The organism is Burkholderia sp. 4M9327F10, assembly GCF_005503145.1.
GTDB lineage: Bacteria > Pseudomonadota > Gammaproteobacteria > Burkholderiales > Burkholderiaceae > Paraburkholderia.
Map to the genome: position 1 here is coordinate 221,685 of NZ_SCNV01000006.1, position 20,680 is coordinate 242,364.

The 20,680-nt window shown below is 62.6% G+C and carries 21 protein-coding genes; 9 read left to right on the forward strand and 12 right to left on the reverse strand.

All coding sequences use genetic code 11. The features are described from left to right. The first annotated feature begins 23 nt into the window (after nucleotides 1–23). A complete protein-coding gene (locus FFS45_RS09285; RefSeq protein WP_137954324.1) occupies nucleotides 24–926 on the forward strand; it encodes a LysR substrate-binding domain-containing protein in 903 nt (300 codons plus the stop codon). 63 nt (nucleotides 927–989) lie between these two features. On the opposite strand, the gene FFS45_RS09290 is transcribed toward FFS45_RS09285, so the two are convergent. Beyond that, nucleotides 990–1,526 carry a carboxymuconolactone decarboxylase family protein gene (locus FFS45_RS09290; protein ID WP_137954325.1) on the reverse strand — a complete coding sequence of 179 codons (537 nt, stop codon included), beginning with the start codon at nucleotides 1,524–1,526 and terminating at the stop codon, nucleotides 990–992. Between the two features lie 156 nt (nucleotides 1,527–1,682). On the opposite strand from FFS45_RS09290, the gene FFS45_RS09295 reads away from it, so the two are divergent. The 4 genes from FFS45_RS09295 (at nucleotide 1,683) to FFS45_RS09310 (ending at nucleotide 4,736) form a co-directional block, all read left to right on the forward strand. Next, entirely contained in the window at nucleotides 1,683–2,693 is a 1,011-nt protein-coding gene (locus FFS45_RS09295) for an AraC family transcriptional regulator (protein WP_137954326.1), read from the forward strand. A 253-nt stretch (nucleotides 2,694–2,946) separates the two neighbouring features. Further along, the gene (locus tag FFS45_RS09300) at nucleotides 2,947–3,843 is read left to right on the forward strand and encodes a DMT family transporter (RefSeq protein WP_137954327.1); all 897 of its coding nucleotides are present in this window, start codon (nucleotides 2,947–2,949) and stop codon (nucleotides 3,841–3,843) included. Nucleotides 3,844–4,095: 252 nt separating this feature from the next. Next, nucleotides 4,096–4,449 (forward strand): hypothetical protein, encoded by a 354-nt coding sequence (locus FFS45_RS09305; protein WP_137954328.1) that lies wholly within the window; start codon nucleotides 4,096–4,098, stop codon nucleotides 4,447–4,449. Between the two features lie 86 nt (nucleotides 4,450–4,535). After that, a complete protein-coding gene (locus tag FFS45_RS09310; protein ID WP_137954329.1) occupies nucleotides 4,536–4,736 on the forward strand; it encodes a hypothetical protein in 201 nt (66 codons plus the stop codon). Nucleotides 4,737–4,813: 77 nt separating this feature from the next. Here FFS45_RS09310 and FFS45_RS09315 read toward each other — a convergent pair whose 3' ends face one another. The 3 genes from FFS45_RS09315 to FFS45_RS09325 all read right to left on the reverse strand — a co-directional run bounded on the left by FFS45_RS09315 (nucleotide 4,814) and on the right by FFS45_RS09325 (nucleotide 5,901). After that, the gene (locus FFS45_RS09315; protein WP_137954330.1) at nucleotides 4,814–5,056 is read right to left on the reverse strand and encodes a hypothetical protein; all 243 of its coding nucleotides are present in this window, start codon (nucleotides 5,054–5,056) and stop codon (nucleotides 4,814–4,816) included. Nucleotides 5,057–5,089: 33 nt separating this feature from the next. Next, nucleotides 5,090–5,491: an SRPBCC family protein gene (locus FFS45_RS09320; RefSeq protein ID WP_137954331.1), complete on the reverse strand. Its 402-nt coding sequence runs from the start codon at nucleotides 5,489–5,491 to the stop codon at nucleotides 5,090–5,092. 140 nt (nucleotides 5,492–5,631) lie between these two features. After that, nucleotides 5,632–5,901, reverse strand: coding sequence for a hypothetical protein (locus tag FFS45_RS09325; protein WP_137954332.1), 270 nt, complete (start codon nucleotides 5,899–5,901; stop codon nucleotides 5,632–5,634). A 1,588-nt stretch (nucleotides 5,902–7,489) separates the two neighbouring features. Here FFS45_RS09325 and FFS45_RS09330 point away from each other — a divergent pair. Continuing rightward, on the forward strand, nucleotides 7,490–7,972 hold the full coding sequence (locus FFS45_RS09330) for a hypothetical protein (RefSeq protein ID WP_137954333.1): 483 nt from the start codon (nucleotides 7,490–7,492) through the stop codon (nucleotides 7,970–7,972). 53 nt (nucleotides 7,973–8,025) lie between these two features. On the opposite strand, the gene FFS45_RS09335 is transcribed toward FFS45_RS09330, so the two are convergent. Continuing rightward, nucleotides 8,026–8,853 carry a MipA/OmpV family protein gene (locus tag FFS45_RS09335; RefSeq protein ID WP_349292312.1) on the reverse strand — a complete coding sequence of 276 codons (828 nt, stop codon included), beginning with the start codon at nucleotides 8,851–8,853 and terminating at the stop codon, nucleotides 8,026–8,028. A gap of 381 nt (nucleotides 8,854–9,234) precedes the next feature. Further along, on the reverse strand, nucleotides 9,235–10,125 hold the full coding sequence (locus FFS45_RS09340; RefSeq protein ID WP_137954335.1) for a LysR family transcriptional regulator: 891 nt from the start codon (nucleotides 10,123–10,125) through the stop codon (nucleotides 9,235–9,237). Nucleotides 10,126–10,307: 182 nt separating this feature from the next. Between FFS45_RS09340 and FFS45_RS09345 the strand changes: the two genes are divergently transcribed. Further along, on the forward strand, nucleotides 10,308–11,033 hold the full coding sequence (locus FFS45_RS09345) for a pirin family protein (RefSeq protein ID WP_137954336.1): 726 nt from the start codon (nucleotides 10,308–10,310) through the stop codon (nucleotides 11,031–11,033). A 294-nt stretch (nucleotides 11,034–11,327) separates the two neighbouring features. Beyond that, entirely contained in the window at nucleotides 11,328–11,516 is a 189-nt protein-coding gene (locus FFS45_RS09350; RefSeq protein WP_137954337.1) for a hypothetical protein, read from the forward strand. A gap of 17 nt (nucleotides 11,517–11,533) precedes the next feature. Here the strand turns inward: FFS45_RS09350 and FFS45_RS09355 are convergent, their stop codons facing one another. From FFS45_RS09355 to ahpC, 5 genes are all read right to left on the reverse strand, one after another. Next, entirely contained in the window at nucleotides 11,534–13,009 is a 1,476-nt protein-coding gene (locus FFS45_RS09355) for an HD domain-containing phosphohydrolase (RefSeq protein ID WP_137954338.1), read from the reverse strand. A 434-nt stretch (nucleotides 13,010–13,443) separates the two neighbouring features. Continuing rightward, nucleotides 13,444–13,878: a DUF6196 family protein gene (locus FFS45_RS09360; protein WP_137954366.1), complete on the reverse strand. Its 435-nt coding sequence runs from the start codon at nucleotides 13,876–13,878 to the stop codon at nucleotides 13,444–13,446. Nucleotides 13,879–14,133: 255 nt separating this feature from the next. After that, nucleotides 14,134–15,297, reverse strand: a complete 1,164-nt coding sequence (locus FFS45_RS09365; protein WP_137954339.1) for an alkane 1-monooxygenase — start codon at nucleotides 15,295–15,297, stop codon at nucleotides 14,134–14,136. Nucleotides 15,298–15,657: 360 nt separating this feature from the next. Further along, complete coding sequence (gene ahpF, locus FFS45_RS09370; RefSeq protein WP_137954340.1) at nucleotides 15,658–17,253, reverse strand: alkyl hydroperoxide reductase subunit F; 1,596 nt, start codon at nucleotides 17,251–17,253, stop codon at nucleotides 15,658–15,660. A gap of 190 nt (nucleotides 17,254–17,443) precedes the next feature. Further along, nucleotides 17,444–18,007 (reverse strand): alkyl hydroperoxide reductase subunit C, encoded by a 564-nt coding sequence (ahpC, locus tag FFS45_RS09375; RefSeq protein WP_137954341.1) that lies wholly within the window; start codon nucleotides 18,005–18,007, stop codon nucleotides 17,444–17,446. A gap of 216 nt (nucleotides 18,008–18,223) precedes the next feature. On the opposite strand from ahpC, the gene FFS45_RS09380 reads away from it, so the two are divergent. Further along, complete coding sequence (locus FFS45_RS09380) at nucleotides 18,224–19,660, forward strand: MFS transporter (RefSeq protein ID WP_137954342.1); 1,437 nt, start codon at nucleotides 18,224–18,226, stop codon at nucleotides 19,658–19,660. A gap of 8 nt (nucleotides 19,661–19,668) precedes the next feature. Here FFS45_RS09380 and FFS45_RS09385 read toward each other — a convergent pair. Beyond that, nucleotides 19,669–20,680 (reverse strand): ATP-binding cassette domain-containing protein (locus FFS45_RS09385; RefSeq protein WP_137954343.1); only part of this gene is annotated, 1,012 nt, incomplete at its 5' end.

Below are 20,680 nucleotides of genomic sequence, written 5' to 3' on the forward strand. Positions count from 1 at the left end.
TCAGTTATCCATGCTGGAATGTTATGGCTTCTTCCGACCTCAAGATCCGCCAGGTCGAGGCGTTCCGCGCCTTGATGCAGCGCCATACCGTGACCCGCGCCGCCCAGACGCTGCACGTCTCGCAGCCCGCGGTGAGCCGCCTGCTGGCCGACTTCGAGGCCAGCGTCGGCTTTACGCTGTTCGAGCGGCAGCAGGGGCGGCTCGTGCCCACCGCCGAGGCACATGTCCTGCATGAAGAGGTCGAGCGTGCGTTTGTCGGCATGGACCGTATCGCCCAGGCCGCGCAGCAGATTCGCGCCATGCGCCGCGGCTCGTTGCGCATCGCGGGGTCGCCCGCGCTCGCGCTGGAATTGCTGCCGCGCGTGGTGACGGCTTTTGTCGCCGCGCACCCCGGCATCGACGTGACGCTGCTCACGCATAGTTCGACCACGGTTGTGGAGCTGGTCGCCTCGCAGCGCTGCGATGTCGGTTTTGCTGCGGAGGCAATCCCGCATCCCGCGGTGAAACTCGAACGCCTTACCGACGCGCCGATGCGCTGCATCGTGCCGCTCGGACACCGCCTCGCCACGCAACACGTGCTGCGGCCCGAAGATCTGTGCGGCGAAGCCTTCGTCTCGTTTCCGCGCTGGTTCGATGCACGCAACGTGATAGACCGGGTTTTCGTTGAGCACGGCGTCTCACGGCAACTGACTGTGGAGGCGCAACTGTCGCATACCATCGTCTCGCTGGTCGCCAATGGGGCGGGCGTCGCCCTGATCGATCCGGTGACCGCGGCGTTTGTCGATGGCCGTGTGGCCGTTAAGCCGTTTCTGCCTGAGTTGCCGGATGAGTGCTATCTGGCCAGCGCCGCCGCCCAGCCGCTGTCGACGCTGGCTCTGGCCTTTGTCGACAGCGCGCGAGCGGCTCTGCAGGCGTTGCTGGGGTGAGCGGCGTTGGGCGGCGGTAAGCTGCACGTGTCACCGAAGCACCGCTATCCGCCGCTCCCCACCTTAGGCCACGGCCGGGAAATCCAGCGTGGTGTCGTTCACGCGGTTCACCAGGTTCGTGAACGTGATGGACGCAATCGCCAGCGGGATTTCGATCACCTGCTGTTCGCTGTAGCCTGCGGCGCGAATCGCTTCGACATCGGCGGCGGGCACCGTGCCGCTCGTCGTCACAAGGGTCCGGACAAAGCGCACCAGCGCATCGCGCTTCGCATCGCCGCTTGCCGTGCCGGCACGCACCTGCTTCATTGTGTCCGCCGACAGGCCGGCGAACTTGCCCATCAACGTGTGGGCGGCAATACAGTAGTCACAACCCGCGACTTCGCTGACAGCCAGCTTGATCACTTCAATTTCGGCCTTGGCGAGACTGCCGCTTGCCAGCACCGCGTCGACGTTGCGCATCGCGCCCAGTGCGGCCGGGCTATGCGTGCCGACGGTGGCGTAGGCGTTCGGCACTTTGCCGGCAGCCTTCTTGATTTTGGCAAAGACTTCTGCGGCGGCGCCGGTAGCCGCTTCAGGGCTGATTGCGGTAAGACGGGACATGATTGACTCCTTGAGATGGGTTTGTCTGCAACTGCTAGCCATGTCGTATGGCATGAGAGTCAGTTTAGCGAGACGCGGCGAGTAAATTAATGCCACAATCTAGCAAAATTATGCCCAAACGTCTCGACCCCTATCCCGTCCAACTGGAACCCCGTTATGGATCTGCTGAGCCGATTACTCGCGTTGATGCCGGTTGCCGGCCGGCTCGACGTGCGCTGCCATTTCGGCGCGCCGTGGCGGATCGACGAACCGGCCGCAGAGACGCGCGAGATTCCCTATCACGTGCTGCTGCGTGGCGAAGCGGTCATTGAGGACGAGCACGGCGCGCCGTTGCGCATGACGGCGGGCGATATCGTGCTGTTTCCGGCCGGCACGCCGCACGTGCTGCACGATGGCAGCGGCGGCGCGGTGTTGGCGGCGAGCAGGCGCCAGGTAAATGGGTTGACTGTGGTGACCAATGAAGGCGCGAGCGAAGGCATAAGCGAAGGCGTAACCGGAGGCACGAGCGCGGCTGCCGATATCCTGTGTGGCCGGTTTCTGTTGCCTGCGGTGCCGCAGCGGCTGTTGCGCGACCATTTGCCGGGGCGCCTGCTCGTGCATAGCGTGGCGCCACGAGACGACGCGCAGACCGGGCCGCGCGACGATGAATTCGCCAGTAGCCGGCTTGCGCGGCTGATCCAGCTCATGCGCGAAGAGGCGCTTGAACAGGGGCCGGCGAGCGAGACCCTGGTGAACCATCTGTCAGGCGCCCTGTTCGCGCTGACGCTGCGTTTTGCGAGCCATGCCGACGAGCCGCCGCGCGGCCTGCTCGCCCTCGCGCAGCGCCCGCGCCTGCAACCGGCCCTTGCGGCGATGTTCGACGAACCCGCCCGGCCGTGGACCTTGCCCGAGCTGGCGGAGCTATGTCATATGTCGCGCGCCACGTTTGCGCGCCATTTCGACGAGGCGATCGGCCGCTCGGCCAGCGATGTCCTGACGGAAATCCGCATGGCGCTGGCCGGCCGCAAACTCGCGCAAACGAGCCTCGCGATTGCTGAAATCGGCGAGGCGGTCGGGTATCAGTCGGATGCGGCGTTTCAGCGGGTGTTCAAGCGGCAGGTTGGGATGACGCCGGCGCAGTGGCGCGCGCAGACGAAAGCAGGGGCGCTGCGCGAGCGTGCAACCTGAGCTTGCTGCATGAGCTTACAACCTGAGCTTGCTGCGTGAGCTTGCTGCGTGCAGCGTGCTGCATGAGCTTGCAACCTGAGCGCGCTACATGAGCTACCTAAGGGCGCCACCCAGGCATGCTGCCTGGGCGATAGGGACGCGAGCGCGTAACGGGTGGTTGCAGGGCTATCATGGACCCCGCGCGGCCGCCGCCGCTTGTGCCTCAGGTGCCACACCTCGCACACCCGCCCTGTCTCCAACGCCCCGAGTCTCGATGCAGATCGCCACCACGCCCAGCTCCACCCTGCCCCTGCGCAGCATCGCGCAGATGCTCGCCGCAATGTTCTGCTTCGCCGTGGTCGACGCGCTGGCCAAGTCCATCACGGCACACTACCCGGCCAACGAAATCACCTTCTTCCGCATGCTGTTCGGCCTCGGCCCAGCGCTGCTGCTCGCCGCGCGCGCCAGGCAAAGCCCCCGGATGCTGCGCACCCGCCACTGGCGCGCGCATCTCGAGCGCGCGGTCGCGCTAATGGCTTCGCTGGCGTTTTTCTTCGCCGGTCTGCGCTATGTGCCGCTCAGCGAAGCGGTGGCGCTGGCCTATACGGAAACCCTGTTCCTGATCGTCCTCTCGCCTCTGCTCCTGAAAGCGGCACTGCGCCGCCGCGACCTGCTCGCCGCCGTATTCGGCTTCATCGGCATCGTGCTGGTGGTGCGGCCCGCCGGCGCTTCGTCGAACCTCACAGGCGCCCTGTTGATCCTGCTGAGCGCCATCTTCGGCGCGCTTTCGGTGATCCAGATCAAGCGCATCGGCGCGAGCGAAAACGCCAGCCTGATCGTTCTGTATTCCACCCTGATCGGCACCGTGGTGATGGGTCTTTCATTGCTCTTCGCGTGGCGCACACCAAGCCTCGCGCACCTGGGCATCCTCGTCTTGCTGGGCGTGGCTGCCGGCACCGGGCAACTGCTGATGACTTCGGCATTCCGCCACGGCGAGGTCGGCGTGCTCGCGCCGTTCAACTACACGAGCATCGTTTGGGCCACCGTGTTCGGGTATGTGTTGTGGGGCGAGTCGGTCGGCATGCTGTCGCTGCTCGGCATCGTCCTGATTGTCGGCAGTTCGGTGGCTGTTGCCATCCGCCGCAAGGAGCCGGAGGCGCTAAACGTCTGAACCTTGGGCGCCGGCAGGCCTAGGTTGCCTCGATCGAGTGAGGCCAGGACCCGGCTGGAACCCGATTGCACAAAAACCTGTATGGATGTACAGTATCCGTAATCCTCTTTCCTGGGCGTCAATTGCGCGTCGGCCGCGCAGTGCGTGACCGTCATTGCCGCGAAGGCTGTGACGGTTCATGCGCGGGAACTGAGGCAAGTTGCCGTGCTGTTTAGCGCACCGGGCCCTGTCGGGCGAACCTACGGAGAAGACATGCTGCGATTCGTGAGCGCGGCCGCCCTGCTGCTGGCGGTCGCGTCAACCGCCGTGGCGGGCGAGCATTATGTGGAGATCTGGAACCCGCCAGAGGCTCGCATTGGCCAGCCGGTCGGCAAATGCAAACCCAGGACCGGCAAAACGGCGCTTCTCTCGCATGGCATGACCAAGGCAGCGCCGCGCCGTATCGCAGACCCGCTCGCGAAAGCGTCGGCAGGTAAGCACGCCGGCAACGATGCGTCGAAAAAAGCGACGAATCCGCGGTTTATCGACATTCCCCGGATCGTGACGCCGGAAGGCAATATCCTGCAGGTGAGTACCGGGCATATGCCTGTTTCCGTGCTTCGCTAACGGTCACAACCAGGGGCGCGCTGGGAATCACACGCCGTCGTTGCGGTCTGGGCCGCAACCGGCATAGCCTCTTATGCAGACAAGAAATGGAATCTGAAACCTACAAGGGCTATGCGATCTGGGGCCATGCCATCGTCCAGAACGACGGCTACGCCGCGAGCGGCACGATTACCCGCGGCAGCAAGCTGGTGGAAGGCTCCGGTGTGCTCGGCACCTTCGATAGCGAGGATGACGCCCGCCTCGCGGGCCTCGATTGGGCGCGCGCCTGGGTCGACAGTCACGGTTAATGCTGAAGACTCCGCTCACGCAATAGCGCTATTTTCAGCATCCGGCGCAACCGGTCCTCACAATCTCCGCGGGCGGACTAAGCGTGGCCTGAGATTACCTTGTCGGCTATGCGAACGTGAGCATCGGTAATGTGAAAGCCATGTTCCGCAATATCGTCAAGACACTCGCCCGGCTTCACGCCGGGCGTCGCTTGATCGCGATTCAGTTCGACCGATTTAAATGAAACCCAAGGGGCGAACATGGCAGGCAAATTCGCCCCGGCCTCATCCAGCGTGAAACCGAACACGCGACCCGGACCCCGGAAAATATGGACTAGCATTTCGTTCGCTCCAGCGGGACGTTTCGGGTGCTATCACCGGTCAAGCGGCATTTCCATGGCACGCTTCATCGCGGCAAGGCCTTGCTCGATCATCGCAGCAATAGCAGGCGCCATTTCATGAGGCAATAAATCGGCAATCCAGACGCCGCGTGTACGCCCATTTTCAGGGAATACCTGGAAGGAAGCGCTGTAATGTTTCATGGCGGTGCCAACCGTTGCCCACGCGATCCGGCGGGTTGTGTCATCGACATCAATGATCAGTTCACGTGCAACCATACCATTGCAGAAGGTGACGATGCGCGCCCCATCCTCCAGTTGCGTATCGGCGACGAAGCCCGGCACCAGACGTGTATGCAGTGCGCCGATATCGCGCACGGCATCCCAGACTTGCCCGGGCGGCGCGTCGATCAATATCTCACGATGAATGGTAGCCATGGCGATTGCGCCTCGCTGCCCCGGTCTGAAGCAGGATATTAATCTGCATGGAGAGTTTGAGTCACGTCCAGATCTGGTCAGAATTACAGCACGCTTTGAGGAGAAGCTGTTGCTGTACGCCAGGGACTGCTTTGTTGCGATTAACGCCGCACGAGCGCGAAGCCGTCGTGACGCGAATACCCCATGTAATTGTCGATCAGCAGCAACAGGTCGGCTTCGTCCGGCTGGGTGCCCCAACGGCTATGCCCCGAACTCGATGCAATCGCGAACCATGAATGCGGTGGGAACCATTCTGCATGCACGGCTCGCTCACCGATAATGCGCAGACGTCCCGTATCGCACAGATATTCGGCGCGCACGGTTTCTCCATCCACTACCTTGCTGGCCGTAATAGGCGCGGACTCGAACATGATGTCCTCCCGTTCGTGGATTGCTTCCTTTCCAGTGCGTGACAGTCCTCCAGCCCGACGCGACAGGTCCATATTCCACACGCTGCGCAAACCGGCCAGGGCGCGACCTGGCCACCCCGCATGCGCTGCTCACCCGGCTGATTGAGGCAAGTTTTATGCCGATCTGGTCAACTGACCGCCTGACGGTCTTTTGACCAAATATCAGATTTAACGCTTGCATGCTCGTGTGCGTTGTGCGCCCCAAGGTGCGCAAGATCGAGCACGGCAGCACCGCTTCGGTGCGCAACGCAAGGCTCGCAGCGTGGAACATGGCTGACTCCTCATGCGCCGTAGCAACGACGGCTTGCCGAATAAAGCAGAGTCCCTCTGCATCAGGAACGCCACTTCGGTTTCCGGAACACATCGCTGCAATTTGATTCGTTATCCATATCAATTGAGTAAGGCGCGAAAACGGCAACAACTCATCTGACGATATACCCTCCCTCGCGTTGGATGACAGGCTACGTGAGAGATCACGACGGCTGGATGACACGCTGTGATTAACCGGCAATGCCCCGCCGCCGCTGGAGACGCAACAAAGAACCCACATTGCGATGTCGGCCAAATCGAACTAGACGAAGCTGAATTGAGCTAGACAAGGGACAGTGCGATGAAGAACGACGCCTGATGAACATGATCGGCGTGCCGGCATCAGCGAGGCCAATGTCCCGGTGAGCGCGATCCTTGCATGAGGTGGCAGCCGCCACCCTTTAACCGTCGCACAGGTACAAGTGCATCAGAACCGAGCGCACTTTAACCCGCTGTGGACAGCACCCTCTGGCAATTCGTTGAACTGCGCCGTCAATTCCCCTCGTTTCGCCGGATCGTTTTCATGGGTTCCTCTTTACACTGGTTTCCATGGGCGCGACGGACCATCCCGCCCATACGCGGTCTTCCCCCCGCGTTGTTTTGACCGTACCTGCAGGGCAGTTTCAGAAGTGGCAGTAGAGAACCGCAGTAGTGGTGAACGGCAGTAGTGGAAAACCGCAGTAGCAACACGCCGCTGTATTGGCACGCATCACGCAGCACGCAAGACGGCAGTCAGCAACAGGCAACACCTGGTAAGAACGCGCAGTAGGCAGCAGGCGTAAAGCAGCACCATGTATCGACCACGCAGCAAGCCGTACCAGTAGTCCTCACGCAGTAGCAGTAAATGCATCACCAAAACGCTTCTCGCATCACATGCAACAAAAGTAACAGGGGTTTGCAGCAAAGTAGAGGTAAAGGACCACGTTTTAAGCAGCAGTTCGTTTCAACAGCGTTGTTGCGATGGGAACAGGTCGGCATGCATCCACGCGCCTGTGCGACTCTTCCATCCTGTCGAGCCCTGTCCCCAACGGGACAGGGCTTTTTTTTCGGCAACCGGCCGCCGGACTCGCGATCGTAATGATCCCGTTCACCTCACGCTTGCGATTTAAGCTTGCTTTAATTGTCGCTTGCCATGATGGTGACAAGACGCACACTCATGGTTGCTTACTACCCCGCCGGTGCACTCCCTGCAGAAAGCTCCGGCGGCGGGTCGAGCGTTACAGAACGAGGTCAAACCGTCATGCCCAATAAGTCGCACAGCCGCAAACGCAACCAGCCGGCCATGTCGCCGCTGCTGCGCGCCCTCACTTTCAGCCGCGCGGCGCACGAGCCGGTCACGCAGGCGATGCTCCTGCAGTGCTATACCGCCCTCGATGCGTTCCGGCGCGGCCATGGCTCACGGGATCTGTTCATGACCCTTGGCCGGCACTTTCTGGTCTCCGAGGAACTGTGCCGTCTCGGACTTGAGCCGGAAGGTCTGGTGTATGTCGAAGGGGCGCACGCCGCGATGGTTCAGCTCGACGCCGCCGAGCATCGGCAGGACCACTGGAGCCTGAGCGATGACGCGTATCCGCACCTGTGCGCGGCGCTTTCGGTCCTGGATGCCCAACTGTCGGCGGCCTCGCTCGAAACGATCGCGCGGGCCGAGGCGCGCATGGTCGAAGGTCTGCTCAGGGCGGGACAAAATCACGCGCTCGCTGCAGCGCCGGCTGCGCTCTGCTAGACACGCACCGTGGCGCGGCCGGGCCGCGCCACCCGAGCGTTGGCCCTGCCTGCTCAGAACTGGTAATTGATCGAGAGATCCAGCACGCCGTTGGACGAACGCTGTGTAATCGGGCTGCGCGCCGCGCTACCCACAAGCTGTTCGAGCGCGAAGTCGCAGGACGCAAACCAGTGCTTCTGGAAAAACCAGATCGCGCTGACGCCAAAGCCCGCCGACTTAAGGCCGGCACTCGCGTGATAGTACGAGTAGCTGGAGTCGGCAGCCTGGGCCTCGCTGACGCCGAACCAGCTGTTCATGTACTTCGAATCCGCAAACGTCAGGCTCGGCCCGGCGAACCAGAAGAATGTCTTCGAGCTGCCCGGCAAAGGCATATATGCGCCCAGATCGCCAATCCAGCCGTTCGAGCCGCCGAAGCTGCGCCGGATATCGGCACGCAAGACCATCGGGAAGCTCTTCGAGATGACGTAATCAGCGGCCAGCTTGAGCTCAGGCGCCGGGTTGATGTTGCCTAGGCCGTGCAGATGCTCGTCGTCGTCCTGGCCGCGCCGGCCCAGATCGTAGGCAGCGGCAATGCTGATCCGCCAGTTAGGACCCTGCAGCACGTTGGCGCCAAAGCCCTCCCCCGTTGAAACGAAATAAAGGTCGCTATAGCGGATGTCGACGCTTGGGCCGCCCTCGAAGTGATAACGGTCTGCACCGTCATAGCGCGGCTGAAAGGCTGCTGCAGCACCCACCGCGATTTGCCAGGTGGGAATCTGCGGCTCCATCAGCTTCTCCAGCGGAACCCCTGCGGAATACTGCCACTCCTGCAGCGGCGCTGGCGTTTGAGCCCTGGCTGGGGCAGGCATGACAGCCAGGCCCGCAAGAGCGGCGACGGCCAGCCAGGGCGTACGCGCTGCCGCCGGATGGTTGGGGCTTGGGACCGCCCGCGTTGTACGTCTGTTCGACACCAATCCTCCGATCGCGCTGAGCGCGAATGAATTGACTGCCCGCGTTCCGAATTCCCCGGCGTGACTGTAATGGCTGCCACGCTGACCTGCCTCGCCATGTAATTTTTTCAGCGGTCAGCACAGACCATCGAGCCGCTGGCTGCAAGTGTAGCCACTGCTGGCAAAACGCACCCGCGAGGCTGGCTTCACGGTCGATGCGGCGCCGTTCCGCCCGGTTTGACGGTTGCAATATCCGGGCCTGATCGCTAAAGCGCTGCAAGGTGGAATCAGAGGCGGAATCGGAGGCGGAAGCAGAGGCGAGAACAGATGCACTCAGGCACGCAACGTTTTCGTCAGTTGCTCACGCAGGAACGCGGTGAACGCCTGGATCGTGCTGGAGCTTTGCCGGTGCAGTGGATAGACCGCATAAAGCGCCGCCGGCCGGGGCAAAAACGGCTCCAGCACGCTGACGAGTTCGCCGCTCCCGAGCGCCGCCGCGACGATGAAATCCGGCAGGCGGGCAATCCCCAGCCCAGCGATGGCGGCGTCACGGATCAACTCACCGTTGTTCGCCCGCAGCGGCCCGCGCACTTCGACCGCCTTGTGCGCGCCGTCCACCACGAACTCCCAGCTCGCCGGGCCACCATGTCCGTACGCGAGGCACGCGTGCCCCTCCAGATCGCCAGGCTCCGCGGGCGTGCCGCGCCGGCGCAGATACTGCGGGCTGCAACAGGCCACCATCCGCACTTCGGCGAGCTTTTGCGCGATCAGCGTGGAGTCGGCCAGCGTGCCGATGCGAATCGCCATGTCGAAACCTTCGCCGACCACATCGACGGTGCGGTCGCTCAGCTCCATATCGAAGCGCACGTCGGTGTGCTTCCTGAGGAACATGGCCACCAGCGGTGACAGATGCACCATGCCGAACGACATCGGCGCACTCAGGCGCAGCAGCCCATGCGGCGCCCCGCGCCGCAGCGACATGGCCTGTTCCGCTTCCTCCACCTCGCCAAGAATGCGCCGCGCCCGCTCGTAAAACTCCTGGCCGAGTTCGGTGACGGCGAGCTTGCGCGTGTTGCGGATCAGAAGCCGCACACCGAGCGCCTCTTCGAGCGCCATGACGCGCCGGCTGACGAACTGCTTCGACAGCGCCAGCCGGTTGGCCGCGGCGGTGAAATTGCGCGCATCCACGGTGGCGACGAAGATCCGCATGTCTTCGAGTTGCATCGCCTTACTCCTGTTGCCTTGCTCCTGACCACTTAGCCTGATTGCTGCCCGAACATTGTCTACCTGAATGCGACAGTGTTTCCGATTCAGGCATGATTATAAGCACATTGATTGACGTACACTGCTGTTCATGGATCACGGACGACAACCTTCGCCGGATCGCACAGTCAAGGAGAAAGAACATGCTCGACATCAGACACGCCAATCAACGCGGCCGCGCGGAGCACGGCTGGCTCAGCTCGCGTCATACGTTTTCCTTCGCCAACTACCACGACCCGAAGCAGAACGGCTTTTCCGACCTACTGGTGATCAACGACGACCGCGTCGCACCGGCTCAAGGTTTCGGCAAGCATCCACACCGCGATATGGAAATCTTTTCGTACGTGCTGGAAGGCGCGCTGGAACACAAGGACACCATGGGCACCGGTTCGGTGATCGTGCCTGGCGACATCCAGTTGATGAGCGCGGGCACTGGCGTCGCCCACAGCGAATACAACCATTCGCACAGCGACCCCGTGCACTTCCTGCAGATCTGGATTGCACCGGCGCTCAAAGGCACGCCGCCGCGCTACCAGCAAAGCCATTTCGGCGCGGCGGAAAAACGCGGTGCGCTGCGGCTTGTCATTTCGCCGGACGGCGCCCATGAGTCGCTGATGGTGCAACAGGACACGCGTGTCTACGCGGGCCTGTTCGACGGCGACGAGAGCGCCCGCCTGGAACTGGCCGCTGACCGCTATGCGTATGTCCACGTGGCGCGCGGCAGCGTTACCGTGAACGGCGTTGCGCTCGGAGAAGGCGACGGCGCGCGGGTGCGCAACGAACAGGTCTTGACGTTCACGCAGGGGCACGACGCCGAAGTGCTGGTGTTCGACCTGCGCAACATCGAGATGTCGGAGCTTTGGTCTTAATGGAAGAAATCGGGCGCGAGGAAACGCGCCCCCAGCACGGGCCCGTGCCGCAAGTCACGACAAGGCCGCCCTTGCTTTCCCCCTTCACGCAGCACGCCGAACAAGCGAATTGCCCCGCATATTGCCTGTTGTTCGAACCATCGCCCGATAAATGGCGCAACTACGATTCAAGCGTGGTTCACAGGAATCCACGCTCATTCGCCAGCTTCGCGCGAGCAAGCGATCCAGCGCACCAAGATGCGACTTGCCCGATGCGGAATAACAGTCTGCTTGCCGCTTCACCAGGGGACGGCCATGGATATCGTCAAAATTGCCCGGACAGCAGGGTTACAGATCCTGCTCGATGCCCGCATTGGCCGGGAAACCTATCATAGCGTCAGCGGCTCGCTCTCTTCGTTGCAGCGTTTTGCCGACGCCGTTTGCGCGGCGGTGGCCGACGAAACCCCCGTGCGCCACGATCACGCGGAGCACGGCGAAGCCTGAGCGCGCGCCGCTGCGTGCTACACAGCGGCTGCCTTGACCTCATGCCCCGCGCGATGCGCGCCGGGCACCGAATCCGCCTGAATCAGAATGCAGAACGGTGCGTCCTCCTGAGCCTCGAACTGCCGCACCTGAGCCACCTGATGGCTCGACACAACGCTGTTCTTGGTCAGCAGTAGCACGCCTCGCGCGGTGCGCAGGTCGTCGGCAAGCCGCATGCCCTGCTCCAGTTGCGAGCCGTTGATCTCCAGCACCTGCGCCGCGCCGCCGAGACCGGCCGGATTCCTCACCAGTTCCACGAAACGGTCGACCACCTCCGGGTCGTAGCGCGTGCCGGCTTGCGATTTGAGCATCGTGAGCGCCTGCTCGGTCGACACCGGCTGGCGGACAATACCGCCGCGGCGCAGCCCTTCGAAGTCGCGCGCCACCGCCAGAATCCGCGCACCCAATGGGATCTCGGCACCCTCGAGGTTATCGGGCGTGCCGCGGCCGTTGAAGCGTTCGTACTGATGGCGGATCAGGTAGGCCACACGATCCAGTTGATGCACCGGCGTCAGCACCATTTGCGCGCGCAGCGGGTGCTGGTAGTAAAGCTGACTTTCCTCCGCTGTGAGCCGGTCAAGCGATTTATGCAGCAGTTCGTCGGGCAGCGAGAGCTTGCCGATGCCGTGCAGCAGCCCCGCGAAGAACAACTCCTGCGCCTGCGCCGGGCTCATGTCGAAGGCGAACGCCAGATGCCTTGCCGCTTCGCCAACCCGCAACGACTCGCCGCCCAACAGGCCACAGCGCAGCTCTATCATGCTCGCGCAGACCTGCACCATGGCCGCAAAATTGTTCTTCAGATCCTTTTGCGCATCTTCGAGGAACATCAAGGTCTGACCGATCTCCTCGGTGCGCGCCAGCACTTGTGCTTCGAGGTTGGCGTTGAAACGGCGCAATTCCTCGTTTTGCTGCTGCGCAAGCCCGACCAGCCGCTCGGTCTCCTTGAGTAGCTGGCGTTTTTCAAGCGCCTGTTCGAGCGTCAGCAGCAGATCGTGGTCGTCCCAAGGCTTGGTGAGGCAACGGTAGATCCCACCCTCCTTGACCGTGCCGACCACCGGATCGAGCTCGGCATGGTCGGTCAGGAGAATGCGTACGGTCTGCGGATAGATTGCTCGCGCCTGTGCCAGGAATTGCGCGCCGTCCATATTGGGCATGCGCATGTCGGAGACGATCAGGTCGACTTCCGTGGCGGCGAGTATCTCGAGTGCGGCGGCGCCGCTTTCTGCGCACAGCACTTCGTAGCGCGCTGAACGCAGGACGTGCTTGAGCGCCGAGAGAATGCTCGGCTCGTCGTCGACGAGCAGGACGATGGGGGAAGGAGCGGCGGGCTCGGCCGGAATTATCCCGGTGGAGGGTCCGGCGGGCTCGCCGGGAGAGGCTGCCGCAGCCGGCGGCGGTGCCTCGGACGCCTGATCCAGGGTGAGGTTGGTTGCCTGCAGTCCCGACTCGGTCATGATGCAGCCCTCCTGATCGTTCTAACAATGCTGCCGATCTCTCCCTGTGTTTACGGCCTGATTGCGATTTGCTTTAACCCGCTTCCCGGTGCGCAGGAAAATATGCCGGTTGGGCAATAGCCTGTATTAGCCTAGACCCGACGTGACTGGCACTCGGGCGTTCGCGGGGTCGATTGAGTACGAGCTACATCAGGCAATTGACGGGACGGGGGCGCCGTATGCGTATGATTGTCACCGAGCGGCAAGTTGCAAATATCTCGCGTGCGGACTATTCGATCGAACGCCTGCGCACGGCAGCGTTCATTGCGAATTTGCGGGCAACCATCTCATGTTCGCTTCACTTGCTTGCGCCCCCGGACCGCCGGTGAACGTATGAACGAAATACGACCGCCATCCGCACTGTTTCCGCCGGCAGTGAGTTTTAAGGGTGATGGCTACGCCCCCTGGACAAGTTGCCTGATCTCATCAAACACTTCTTCTGCCAGCGCCGCAGGAACGCCCCAATAATCAAAGATACCGCCATCTGCGTAATTCTGTCCGCACGTCACAAATACGCCTGTACCAAATCGTTTCTTGAGATGCGTGGCTAGCCAGCCGACGAAACCGCTGTTGTCTGCACCTGCAGGAAAATGGAACCGAAAGATGCCGAATTGTTCTTTCTCCACACCACGGCTCGGAACAAGCTGACTCCAGACGTTGTCGTCTCGCACAAGGGCAAGCGCATCGGAACTCACAGCCTTGGGAAATTGATCCAGCGGAAATTCAACGAACGTATATGCGTCAGGGTATATCAGCAATCGCGCCTCTGTGATTACTCGTCGGAGACGATGTTCCGTTTGCTCGACAGTTTCATGTGAAATATCAACCATGGTTGCTTCGGGAATGAGTTGGTAAGTGGTCAAATCATCGGCACACGCGCGGACGACATTGATCTTACCAGTGATGCAAAGCAATCACAGTCGCAGGGTGCAGGCCATTCCATTTCTCTTTTCTACGCATTCCAGAAGATATGCCGCCGGAGCCCGACACCACACGGTTGCCTCTTAAAAACCTATCTATTAGGCAGATTTATCCCTAAAAGATACTGGTCTAGTGGTTAGCTCGGCAAACTCGATCGCCCTTCTTTAGCCCCGCGCCACCGCAAACTCCGCCAGCACCCGCTCGCGAATCGCAGGCTTGATATTGGACTGCTCCATATTGCCGCCATAATGCGCCACCACGCGTGGGTTCATTACGCGGAACCACAGAGGCGGCACATACGCGAACATGATCATCGTCGCGTAGCCCGACGGCAGTTGCGGCGCCCCGTCGAAGTGGCGCAGGGCCTGATACGAGCGGGTCGGATTGGCATGATGATCGGCATGGCGCTGCAACTGGTACAGAAACAGGTTCGTCACGACGCGATTGCTATTCCACGAATGCTCAGGGCGGCAGCGTTCGTAGCGGCCGCTCGGCAACCGCTTGCGGCCTAGCCCGTAGTGCTCCAGATAGTTGACCACTTCGAGCAGCGACGCACCGTATGCGGCCTGAATCAGCAGAAACGGCACCACCACCTTGCCGAACGACACAATCATCGCACCCCACAGCACAGCGGTCATCGCCCAGGAATGCAGCACCTCGTTGCGCCACGTCCACGGCGACTGACCGTTGCGCGCCAGCCGTTCCTTCTCCAGCCGCCACGCCGACGCAATGCTGCCGAACACGGTGCGCGGCAAGAATGCCCAGAACGATTCACCGTAGCGGGCGCTGGCCGGATCAGGTGGCGTGGCCACCCGCACATGGTGCCCGCGGTTGTGCTCGACAAAGAAGTGCCCATAGGCAACAGGCGCCAGCGTGAGCTTGGCGAGCCAGCGCTCGAAGCGGTCGGTCTTGTGTCCGAGCTCGTGAGCGGTATTGATCGAGACGCCGGTGGCCGCGCCCAGCGATAGCGCAAAGCCCAGATAGTCGTACCAGGCAAGCGCATGCGTTCCGACGATCCAGAGCGCGCCAAAGAACGACACGTATTCGATCAGCGTCGCGAGGTAGACGATACGCCGGTAATAGCGCTCCCGTTCGAGCACGGTGACGACTTCCTCGGGCGGATTGCTCGGGTCGTCGCCGATCACGTAGTCGAGAACCGGGATGATGCCGAACACGAAGATCGGGCCGAACCACCAGAAGATATGCCAGCCGGTGTGCAACGCGAGATTGGCCGCGTGCAAGGGCAAAGTAATCGTCAGCGCTCCGAGCAGCCACAGGTAGCGCTTGCTGTCGACCCAGCGCGCAGGCGCCGCTTGCGTAGATGCCATTGTCTCCCTCCTTGTTGTAGGGTGCCCGTCGTCCGCATACGTTGAGGCGCTTGCGGCGAAAGGTCTGGTCGGGCTTTCAGATTTATATGGCCTGACGAGTCGCTTCACCAAACAATCAATCCAGGCATCGGACTCCAAACAAAGTGGTGGCGGCCGCGTGAGCGGTGGCGTGGGTCAAGCGTGTGAATAAAACGCGCGCAAGATACGCCGGTGCAAGCTGGCAAGGCCTTCGCTGGGCAGTACGGCAGCACAAAACAATAGAGCCCGCACTCAGGCGGGCTCTATTGCAATGCAGCAGTCAACACAGGCCAGGCACCGGGCGGCGGGCGCTCAGACACGCCCGCCGGGTGCGAAGAACGCTTAGCCTTCCACGAGCGCGGCGTCTTCCTCGACTGCCACCTCATCGTCCGCGCTATTGCGGATCAGATGATCGAACGCGGACAGCGAAGCCTTCGCGCCCTCGCCCACGGCAATGACGATCTGCTTGTACGGCACCGTGGTCACGTCGCCGGCCGCGAACACGCCCGGCACGGAGGTCGCGCCGCGGGCATCGACGACGATCTCGCCATGCTTCGACAGTTCGACCGTGCCCTTCAGCCATTCGGTGTTCGGCACCAGACCGATCTGCACGAACACGCCTTCCAGTTCGATCTGCTTCGTTTCGCCCGAGCGCAGGTCCTTATAGACAAGCCCGTTGACCTTCTTGCCGTCGCCGGTGATCTCGCTGGTCTGCGCCTGGGTCACGATGGTCACGTTGGCGAGGCTGCGCAGCTTGCGTTGCAGCACTTCGTCAGCGCGCAGTTGCGCGCCGAACTCCAGCAGCGTGACTTCGCGGACGATGCCGGCCAGATCGATCGCCGCTTCGACGCCCGAGTTGCCGCCGCCGATCACCGCCACACGCTTGCCCTTGAACAGCGGGCCATCGCAGTGCGGGCAGTAGGCCACGCCGTGGTTACGGTACTCGCGCTCGCCCGGCACGTTGATTTCGCGCCAGCGGGCACCGGTGGCAAGCACGATCGTCTTCGCCTTCAGCACCGCGCCGTTCGCGAGGCGCACTTCGTTGATACGGCCGGGAACCAGCGCTTCGGCGCGCTGCACGTCCATGATGTCCACTTCATAGCTCTTCACGTGCTGCTCGAGCGCCGTGGCGAACTTCGGTCCTTCGGTCTCCTGAACGGAGACGAAATTTTCAATCGCGAGGGTGTCGAGCACCTGGCCGCCGAAGCGTTCCGCAACCACGCCCGTCTTGATGCCCTTGCGCGCCGAGTAAATCGCCGCCGCTGCACCCGCAGGGCCGCCGCCGACGATCAACACGTCGAACACCGGCTTTTTCGCCAGTTCCTTGGCAGCACGGGCACCTGCGCCGGTGTCGAGCTTGGCGAGAATTTCCTTCACGCCGCTGCGGCCCTGGCCGAACACTTCGCCGTTCAGGAACATGGTCGGCACCGCCATGATCTGGCGCGCTTCGACTTCGTTCTGGAATACCGCGCCGTCAATCGCCACGTGGCGGATGCGCGGGTTGATCAGGGCCATCACGTTCAGCGCCTGCACGACTTCCGGGCAGTTCTGGCATGACAGCGAGAAATAGGTTTCAAACTGATAGTCGCCGTCGAGTTCGCGGATCTGTTCGATCACGGCGTCGTCGAGTTTGACGGGGTGGCCGCCGACCTGCAGCAGCGCGAGGACGAGCGAGGTAAATTCATGTCCCATCGGGATGCCGGCGAAGCGGATGCCGCTTTCCTTGCCGGGTTCGCCGATCGAGAACGAGGGCTTGCGCTCCTGGTCGCCACGCCGCTCGACCACGGTGACGCGCTCCGAAAGCGACGCGATGTCGTCGAGCAGCGCCTGCAGTTCCTGCGATTTGGCGCTATCGTCGAGCGAGGCGACGATCTCGATCGGCCGGCTTACCTTTTCCAGGTACGATTTCAACTGAGTCTTGAGATTGGCGTCCAGCATGGCTATTCGAATTCCGTGACGAGAGGTTGGGCTCCAGGCGCCACACATGGCGTGGCGGGGAGCCGTGCGGCCCGCTTGCGCCAGAAACTGCCTGGGCGCGAAGCGGTCCACACGGAGACACGCCAGCGAGTGGCGCGTGATGCAATGAATCTGAACTAGCGGTGAAGCAGCAGCGAACTAGGCTGAGCGCTTAGATCTTGCCGATCAGGTCGAGCGACGGGGTCAGCGTTTCTGCGCCCGGCGTCCACTTGGCGGGGCAAACTTCACCCGGGTGAGCCGCGATGTATTGCGCTGCCTGCACCTTGCGCAGCAGTTCGCCGGCGTCACGGCCAATGCCGTTGTCGTGGATTTCGCACAGCTTGATTTCGCCTTCCGGGTTGACCACGAAGGTGCCGCGCAGCGCGAGGCCTTCTTCTTCGATCAGCACGTCGAAGTTGCGCGAGATAGCAAGCGTCGGATCGGCAATCATCGGATACTGGATCTTCTGGATCGTGTCCGAGGTGTCGTGCCACGCCTTGTGCGTGAAATGCGTATCGGTCGACACGCTGTAGATTTCAACGCCAATCTTCTTGAATTCGGCGTAACGGTCGGCCAGGTCACCCAACTCGGTCGGGCACACAAACGTGAAGTCCGCCGGGTAGAACACGAAAACAGACCACTTGCCCTTGAGGCTTTCTTCGGTGACGGTCTTGAAGTCGCCGTTGTGGTAAGCGGTTGCCTTGAAAGGTTTGACTTGGCTGTTGATGATCGGCATTTGCTGCGTCCTCTTTGGTACGTGGTTGAGAAAGTGAGTAGAGTATGTCTAGAAACGCTTAATAGAAAAAGTTGATTGTTTAAATCGCAGTGATTGGGATTTGCTATTCTACCTCAGAGACAGCAGGAAAAGCATGAAACGTAGACAACATCCGCACGAACGGCAGCGTGTCCGTGCCGACGCCCCCGTCCCAGCCTGGCCTCCCGGGGGGATGCAATGAGCGGCGCACCAACACGTCCAGGCTTCATTGGCTGGCTGCCGTACATCGTCGCGGCGACCTTTTTCATGGAGTACCTCGACACCACGGTGATCGCCACGGCCTTGCCGCAAATGGCGCGCTCCTTCGGCGTGGGGCCGAATAGCCTCAGCCTCGGCATGACCGCCTATATGCTGGCGCTGGCAATTTTCATTCCGGTCAGCGGCTGGGTGGCCGATCGCTGCGGCTCGCGCACGGTGTTCTTCAGCGCCATTGCCGTGTTCACGCTGGCTTCGGTGTTGTGCGGGATGTCGCAAAACGTCGCCGAATTCACCGCCGCGCGTCTGCTGCAGGGCATGGGCGGGGCCATGATGGTGCCGGTCGGCCGGCTCATCGTGGTGCGCAGCACCGAAAAGAGCCATCTGATGCAGGCGATTTCCACCATCACGTGGCCGGCGATTGTGGCGCCGGTGGTCGGACCGCCGGTGGGCGGCTTTATTACCACCTACGCCAACTGGCGCTGGATCTTCCTGCTGAACGTGCCGTTCGGCATCGCGGTCATGGCGGCGGTCGTCGCGCTGGTGCCGAACCTGCGCGGCAGCGAACGCCGGCCGCTCGATGTCGTCGGCCTGCTGCTGAGCGGCGCCACCCTCACTTCGGTCCTGTACGGCGCGGAACTCGCCAGCCAGCCCGGCGAAAACCCGTGGATCGCCGGCGCCTTCGTGGCGGCGGGTCTGGTGCTCGGCTTTATCGCGTTCCGCCATGCGCAACGCCATCCGCACCCGCTGATCGACGTCTCGACGCTGAAAATCCCCACTTTCTCGGTGACGGTGGTGACAGGCTCGTTCACGCGCATCGGAATTGGCGCCGTGCCTTATCTAATGCCGCTGCTGTTCCAGATCGGCTTCGGGCTGTCGGCCTTCAAGTCAGGGCTGTTGTTGCTGGCGAGCGCGCTCGGCAACCTGGGCATGAAGGCGCTGACCACGCGCATCCTGCAGCGTTATGGCTTCCGGCTGGTGTCGATCGTGGATGTGGCGGTGGCGGGCGTGTTTACGATCGCCTGCGGCCTGCTGACGCCCGAGTCGCCGCTGGCGTGGGTGCTGCTTGTGGTGTTCGTGTACGGCGTGGCGCGTTCGATGCAGTTCTCGACGCTCGCCACCCTTGCCTATGCCGACGTGGCCCAGCCGCAGATGAGCGCGGCCAGCACGCTGTGGAGCGCGGCGGCGCAGATGACAATTGGCCTCGGCATTGCCTTCGGCGCCGTGGCGTTGCGCGGCGCGGCCGTCTTCAACGGCGAGACCTCGGGCCACGTCTTCACGCTGGACGACTTCCGCATCGCCTTCCTCTGCGCCGGGCTGCTCACGCTGGTGTCGATCTGGGGCTACTGGCAAATGGCACACGACGCCGGCCGAAGCGTCGGCGGCGGCTCGCGGCGCGAGGATGCGTCGCGATCGTGAGCAGGTGATTACGCCGGCGCGCCGCGCACGGCGACGCGGTGTGTCGGGCAACCCGGCGTCGCCTCGGCCAATATGCAGTGCGCGGCGCCACCCTCGCCCTGCTCGGGATTGAAATAGTCCCGTTGCGGCATGGGGTCGGCGGGCACCGCGCGGGTTTGCACGCTAAATCCGCTTTCCCGGTCGCCACGCAACTCGGGAACCGCCTGCAACAGGCGCTGGGTGTAGGGATGGCGCGGCGTGTCGAAGACCTCATCCCGGCTGCCCGTTTCGATCACATGGCCGCGCAGCATCACGACCACCTGATCGGCAATCTGCTCCACCACGCCAAGATCGTGCGAAATCAGCAGGCAGGCAAACCCATAGCGGGCCTGCAACGCCACCAGCATGTCGAGCACCTGCTTTTGCACGGTCACGTCGAGCGCCGACACCGGCTCATCGGCGATGATCACCGCCGGGCGGCTGGCGAGTGCCCGCGCAATCGCGACCCGTTGCCGCTGGCCGCCGGACAGTTCATGCACGAGGCGCGCGCCATAGTCCGCAAGGCCCACGTCGGCGAGAGCGCCCGCCACCCGCGCGCTGCGTTCGGCCGCATCCAGCGTGCGGTCGAGGCGCAAGCCTTCGCGCACCAGCGCATCGACGCGCATGCGCGGATCGAGCGACGAGTAAGGGTCCTGAAACACAATCTGGATTGCCCGGCGCGCAGCATGCAAGCGTTCCCGGCCCGCCTCGAGAAACGGCTCGCCATGCAGCAGCACCTCGCCCTGGGCGCGCTTCGCGAGGCCCATGATCGCCTTCGTGACACTGGTCTTGCCGCTGCCCGACTCGCCGACAATCGCCAGTGTCTGACCGGCGTGCAGCGCAAATGAAAGCGGATGCACGGCCCGCATGCGGGTGTGGCTGAACCAGCGGCCGGGCAAGGTGTAGTCGACCGCCAGCTCGCGCACTTCGAGCACCGGCGAGCGGGCCGACGCGTGCGGCGTTGCCGCCTTTACAGTCACCCCCGCAGCCCCCCCAGCAGCC

What these genes read in the sequence shown, in the direction of transcription:
- FFS45_RS09320 (WP_137954331.1), bottom strand. Translation starts at nt 5,491, where the DNA reads ATGGCTACCATTCATCGTGAGATATTGATCGACGCGCCGCCCGGGCAA.
- FFS45_RS09325 (WP_137954332.1), bottom strand. Translation starts at nt 5,901, where the DNA reads ATGTTCGAGTCCGCGCCTATTACGGCCAGCAAGGTAGTGGATGGAGAA.
- FFS45_RS09380 (WP_137954342.1), top strand. Translation starts at nt 18,224, where the DNA reads ATGAGCGGCGCACCAACACGTCCAGGCTTCATTGGCTGGCTGCCGTAC.
- FFS45_RS09330 (WP_137954333.1), top strand. Translation starts at nt 7,490, where the DNA reads ATGCCCAATAAGTCGCACAGCCGCAAACGCAACCAGCCGGCCATGTCG.
- FFS45_RS09315 (WP_137954330.1), bottom strand. Translation starts at nt 5,056, where the DNA reads ATGCTAGTCCATATTTTCCGGGGTCCGGGTCGCGTGTTCGGTTTCACG.
- FFS45_RS09305 (WP_137954328.1), top strand. Translation starts at nt 4,096, where the DNA reads ATGCTGCGATTCGTGAGCGCGGCCGCCCTGCTGCTGGCGGTCGCGTCA.
- FFS45_RS09365 (WP_137954339.1), bottom strand. Translation starts at nt 15,297, where the DNA reads ATGGCATCTACGCAAGCGGCGCCTGCGCGCTGGGTCGACAGCAAGCGC.
- FFS45_RS09340 (WP_137954335.1), bottom strand. Translation starts at nt 10,125, where the DNA reads ATGCAACTCGAAGACATGCGGATCTTCGTCGCCACCGTGGATGCGCGC.
- FFS45_RS09355 (WP_137954338.1), bottom strand. Translation starts at nt 13,009, where the DNA reads ATGACCGAGTCGGGACTGCAGGCAACCAACCTCACCCTGGATCAGGCG.
- FFS45_RS09295 (WP_137954326.1), top strand. Translation starts at nt 1,683, where the DNA reads ATGGATCTGCTGAGCCGATTACTCGCGTTGATGCCGGTTGCCGGCCGG.
- FFS45_RS09285 (WP_137954324.1), top strand. Translation starts at nt 24, where the DNA reads ATGGCTTCTTCCGACCTCAAGATCCGCCAGGTCGAGGCGTTCCGCGCC.
- ahpC (WP_137954341.1), bottom strand. Translation starts at nt 18,007, where the DNA reads ATGCCGATCATCAACAGCCAAGTCAAACCTTTCAAGGCAACCGCTTAC.
- ahpF (WP_137954340.1), bottom strand. Translation starts at nt 17,253, where the DNA reads ATGCTGGACGCCAATCTCAAGACTCAGTTGAAATCGTACCTGGAAAAG.
- FFS45_RS09360 (WP_137954366.1), bottom strand. Translation starts at nt 13,878, where the DNA reads ATGGTTGATATTTCACATGAAACTGTCGAGCAAACGGAACATCGTCTC.
- FFS45_RS09345 (WP_137954336.1), top strand. Translation starts at nt 10,308, where the DNA reads ATGCTCGACATCAGACACGCCAATCAACGCGGCCGCGCGGAGCACGGC.
- FFS45_RS09350 (WP_137954337.1), top strand. Translation starts at nt 11,328, where the DNA reads ATGGATATCGTCAAAATTGCCCGGACAGCAGGGTTACAGATCCTGCTC.
- FFS45_RS09310 (WP_137954329.1), top strand. Translation starts at nt 4,536, where the DNA reads ATGGAATCTGAAACCTACAAGGGCTATGCGATCTGGGGCCATGCCATC.
- FFS45_RS09290 (WP_137954325.1), bottom strand. Translation starts at nt 1,526, where the DNA reads ATGTCCCGTCTTACCGCAATCAGCCCTGAAGCGGCTACCGGCGCCGCC.
- FFS45_RS09300 (WP_137954327.1), top strand. Translation starts at nt 2,947, where the DNA reads ATGCAGATCGCCACCACGCCCAGCTCCACCCTGCCCCTGCGCAGCATC.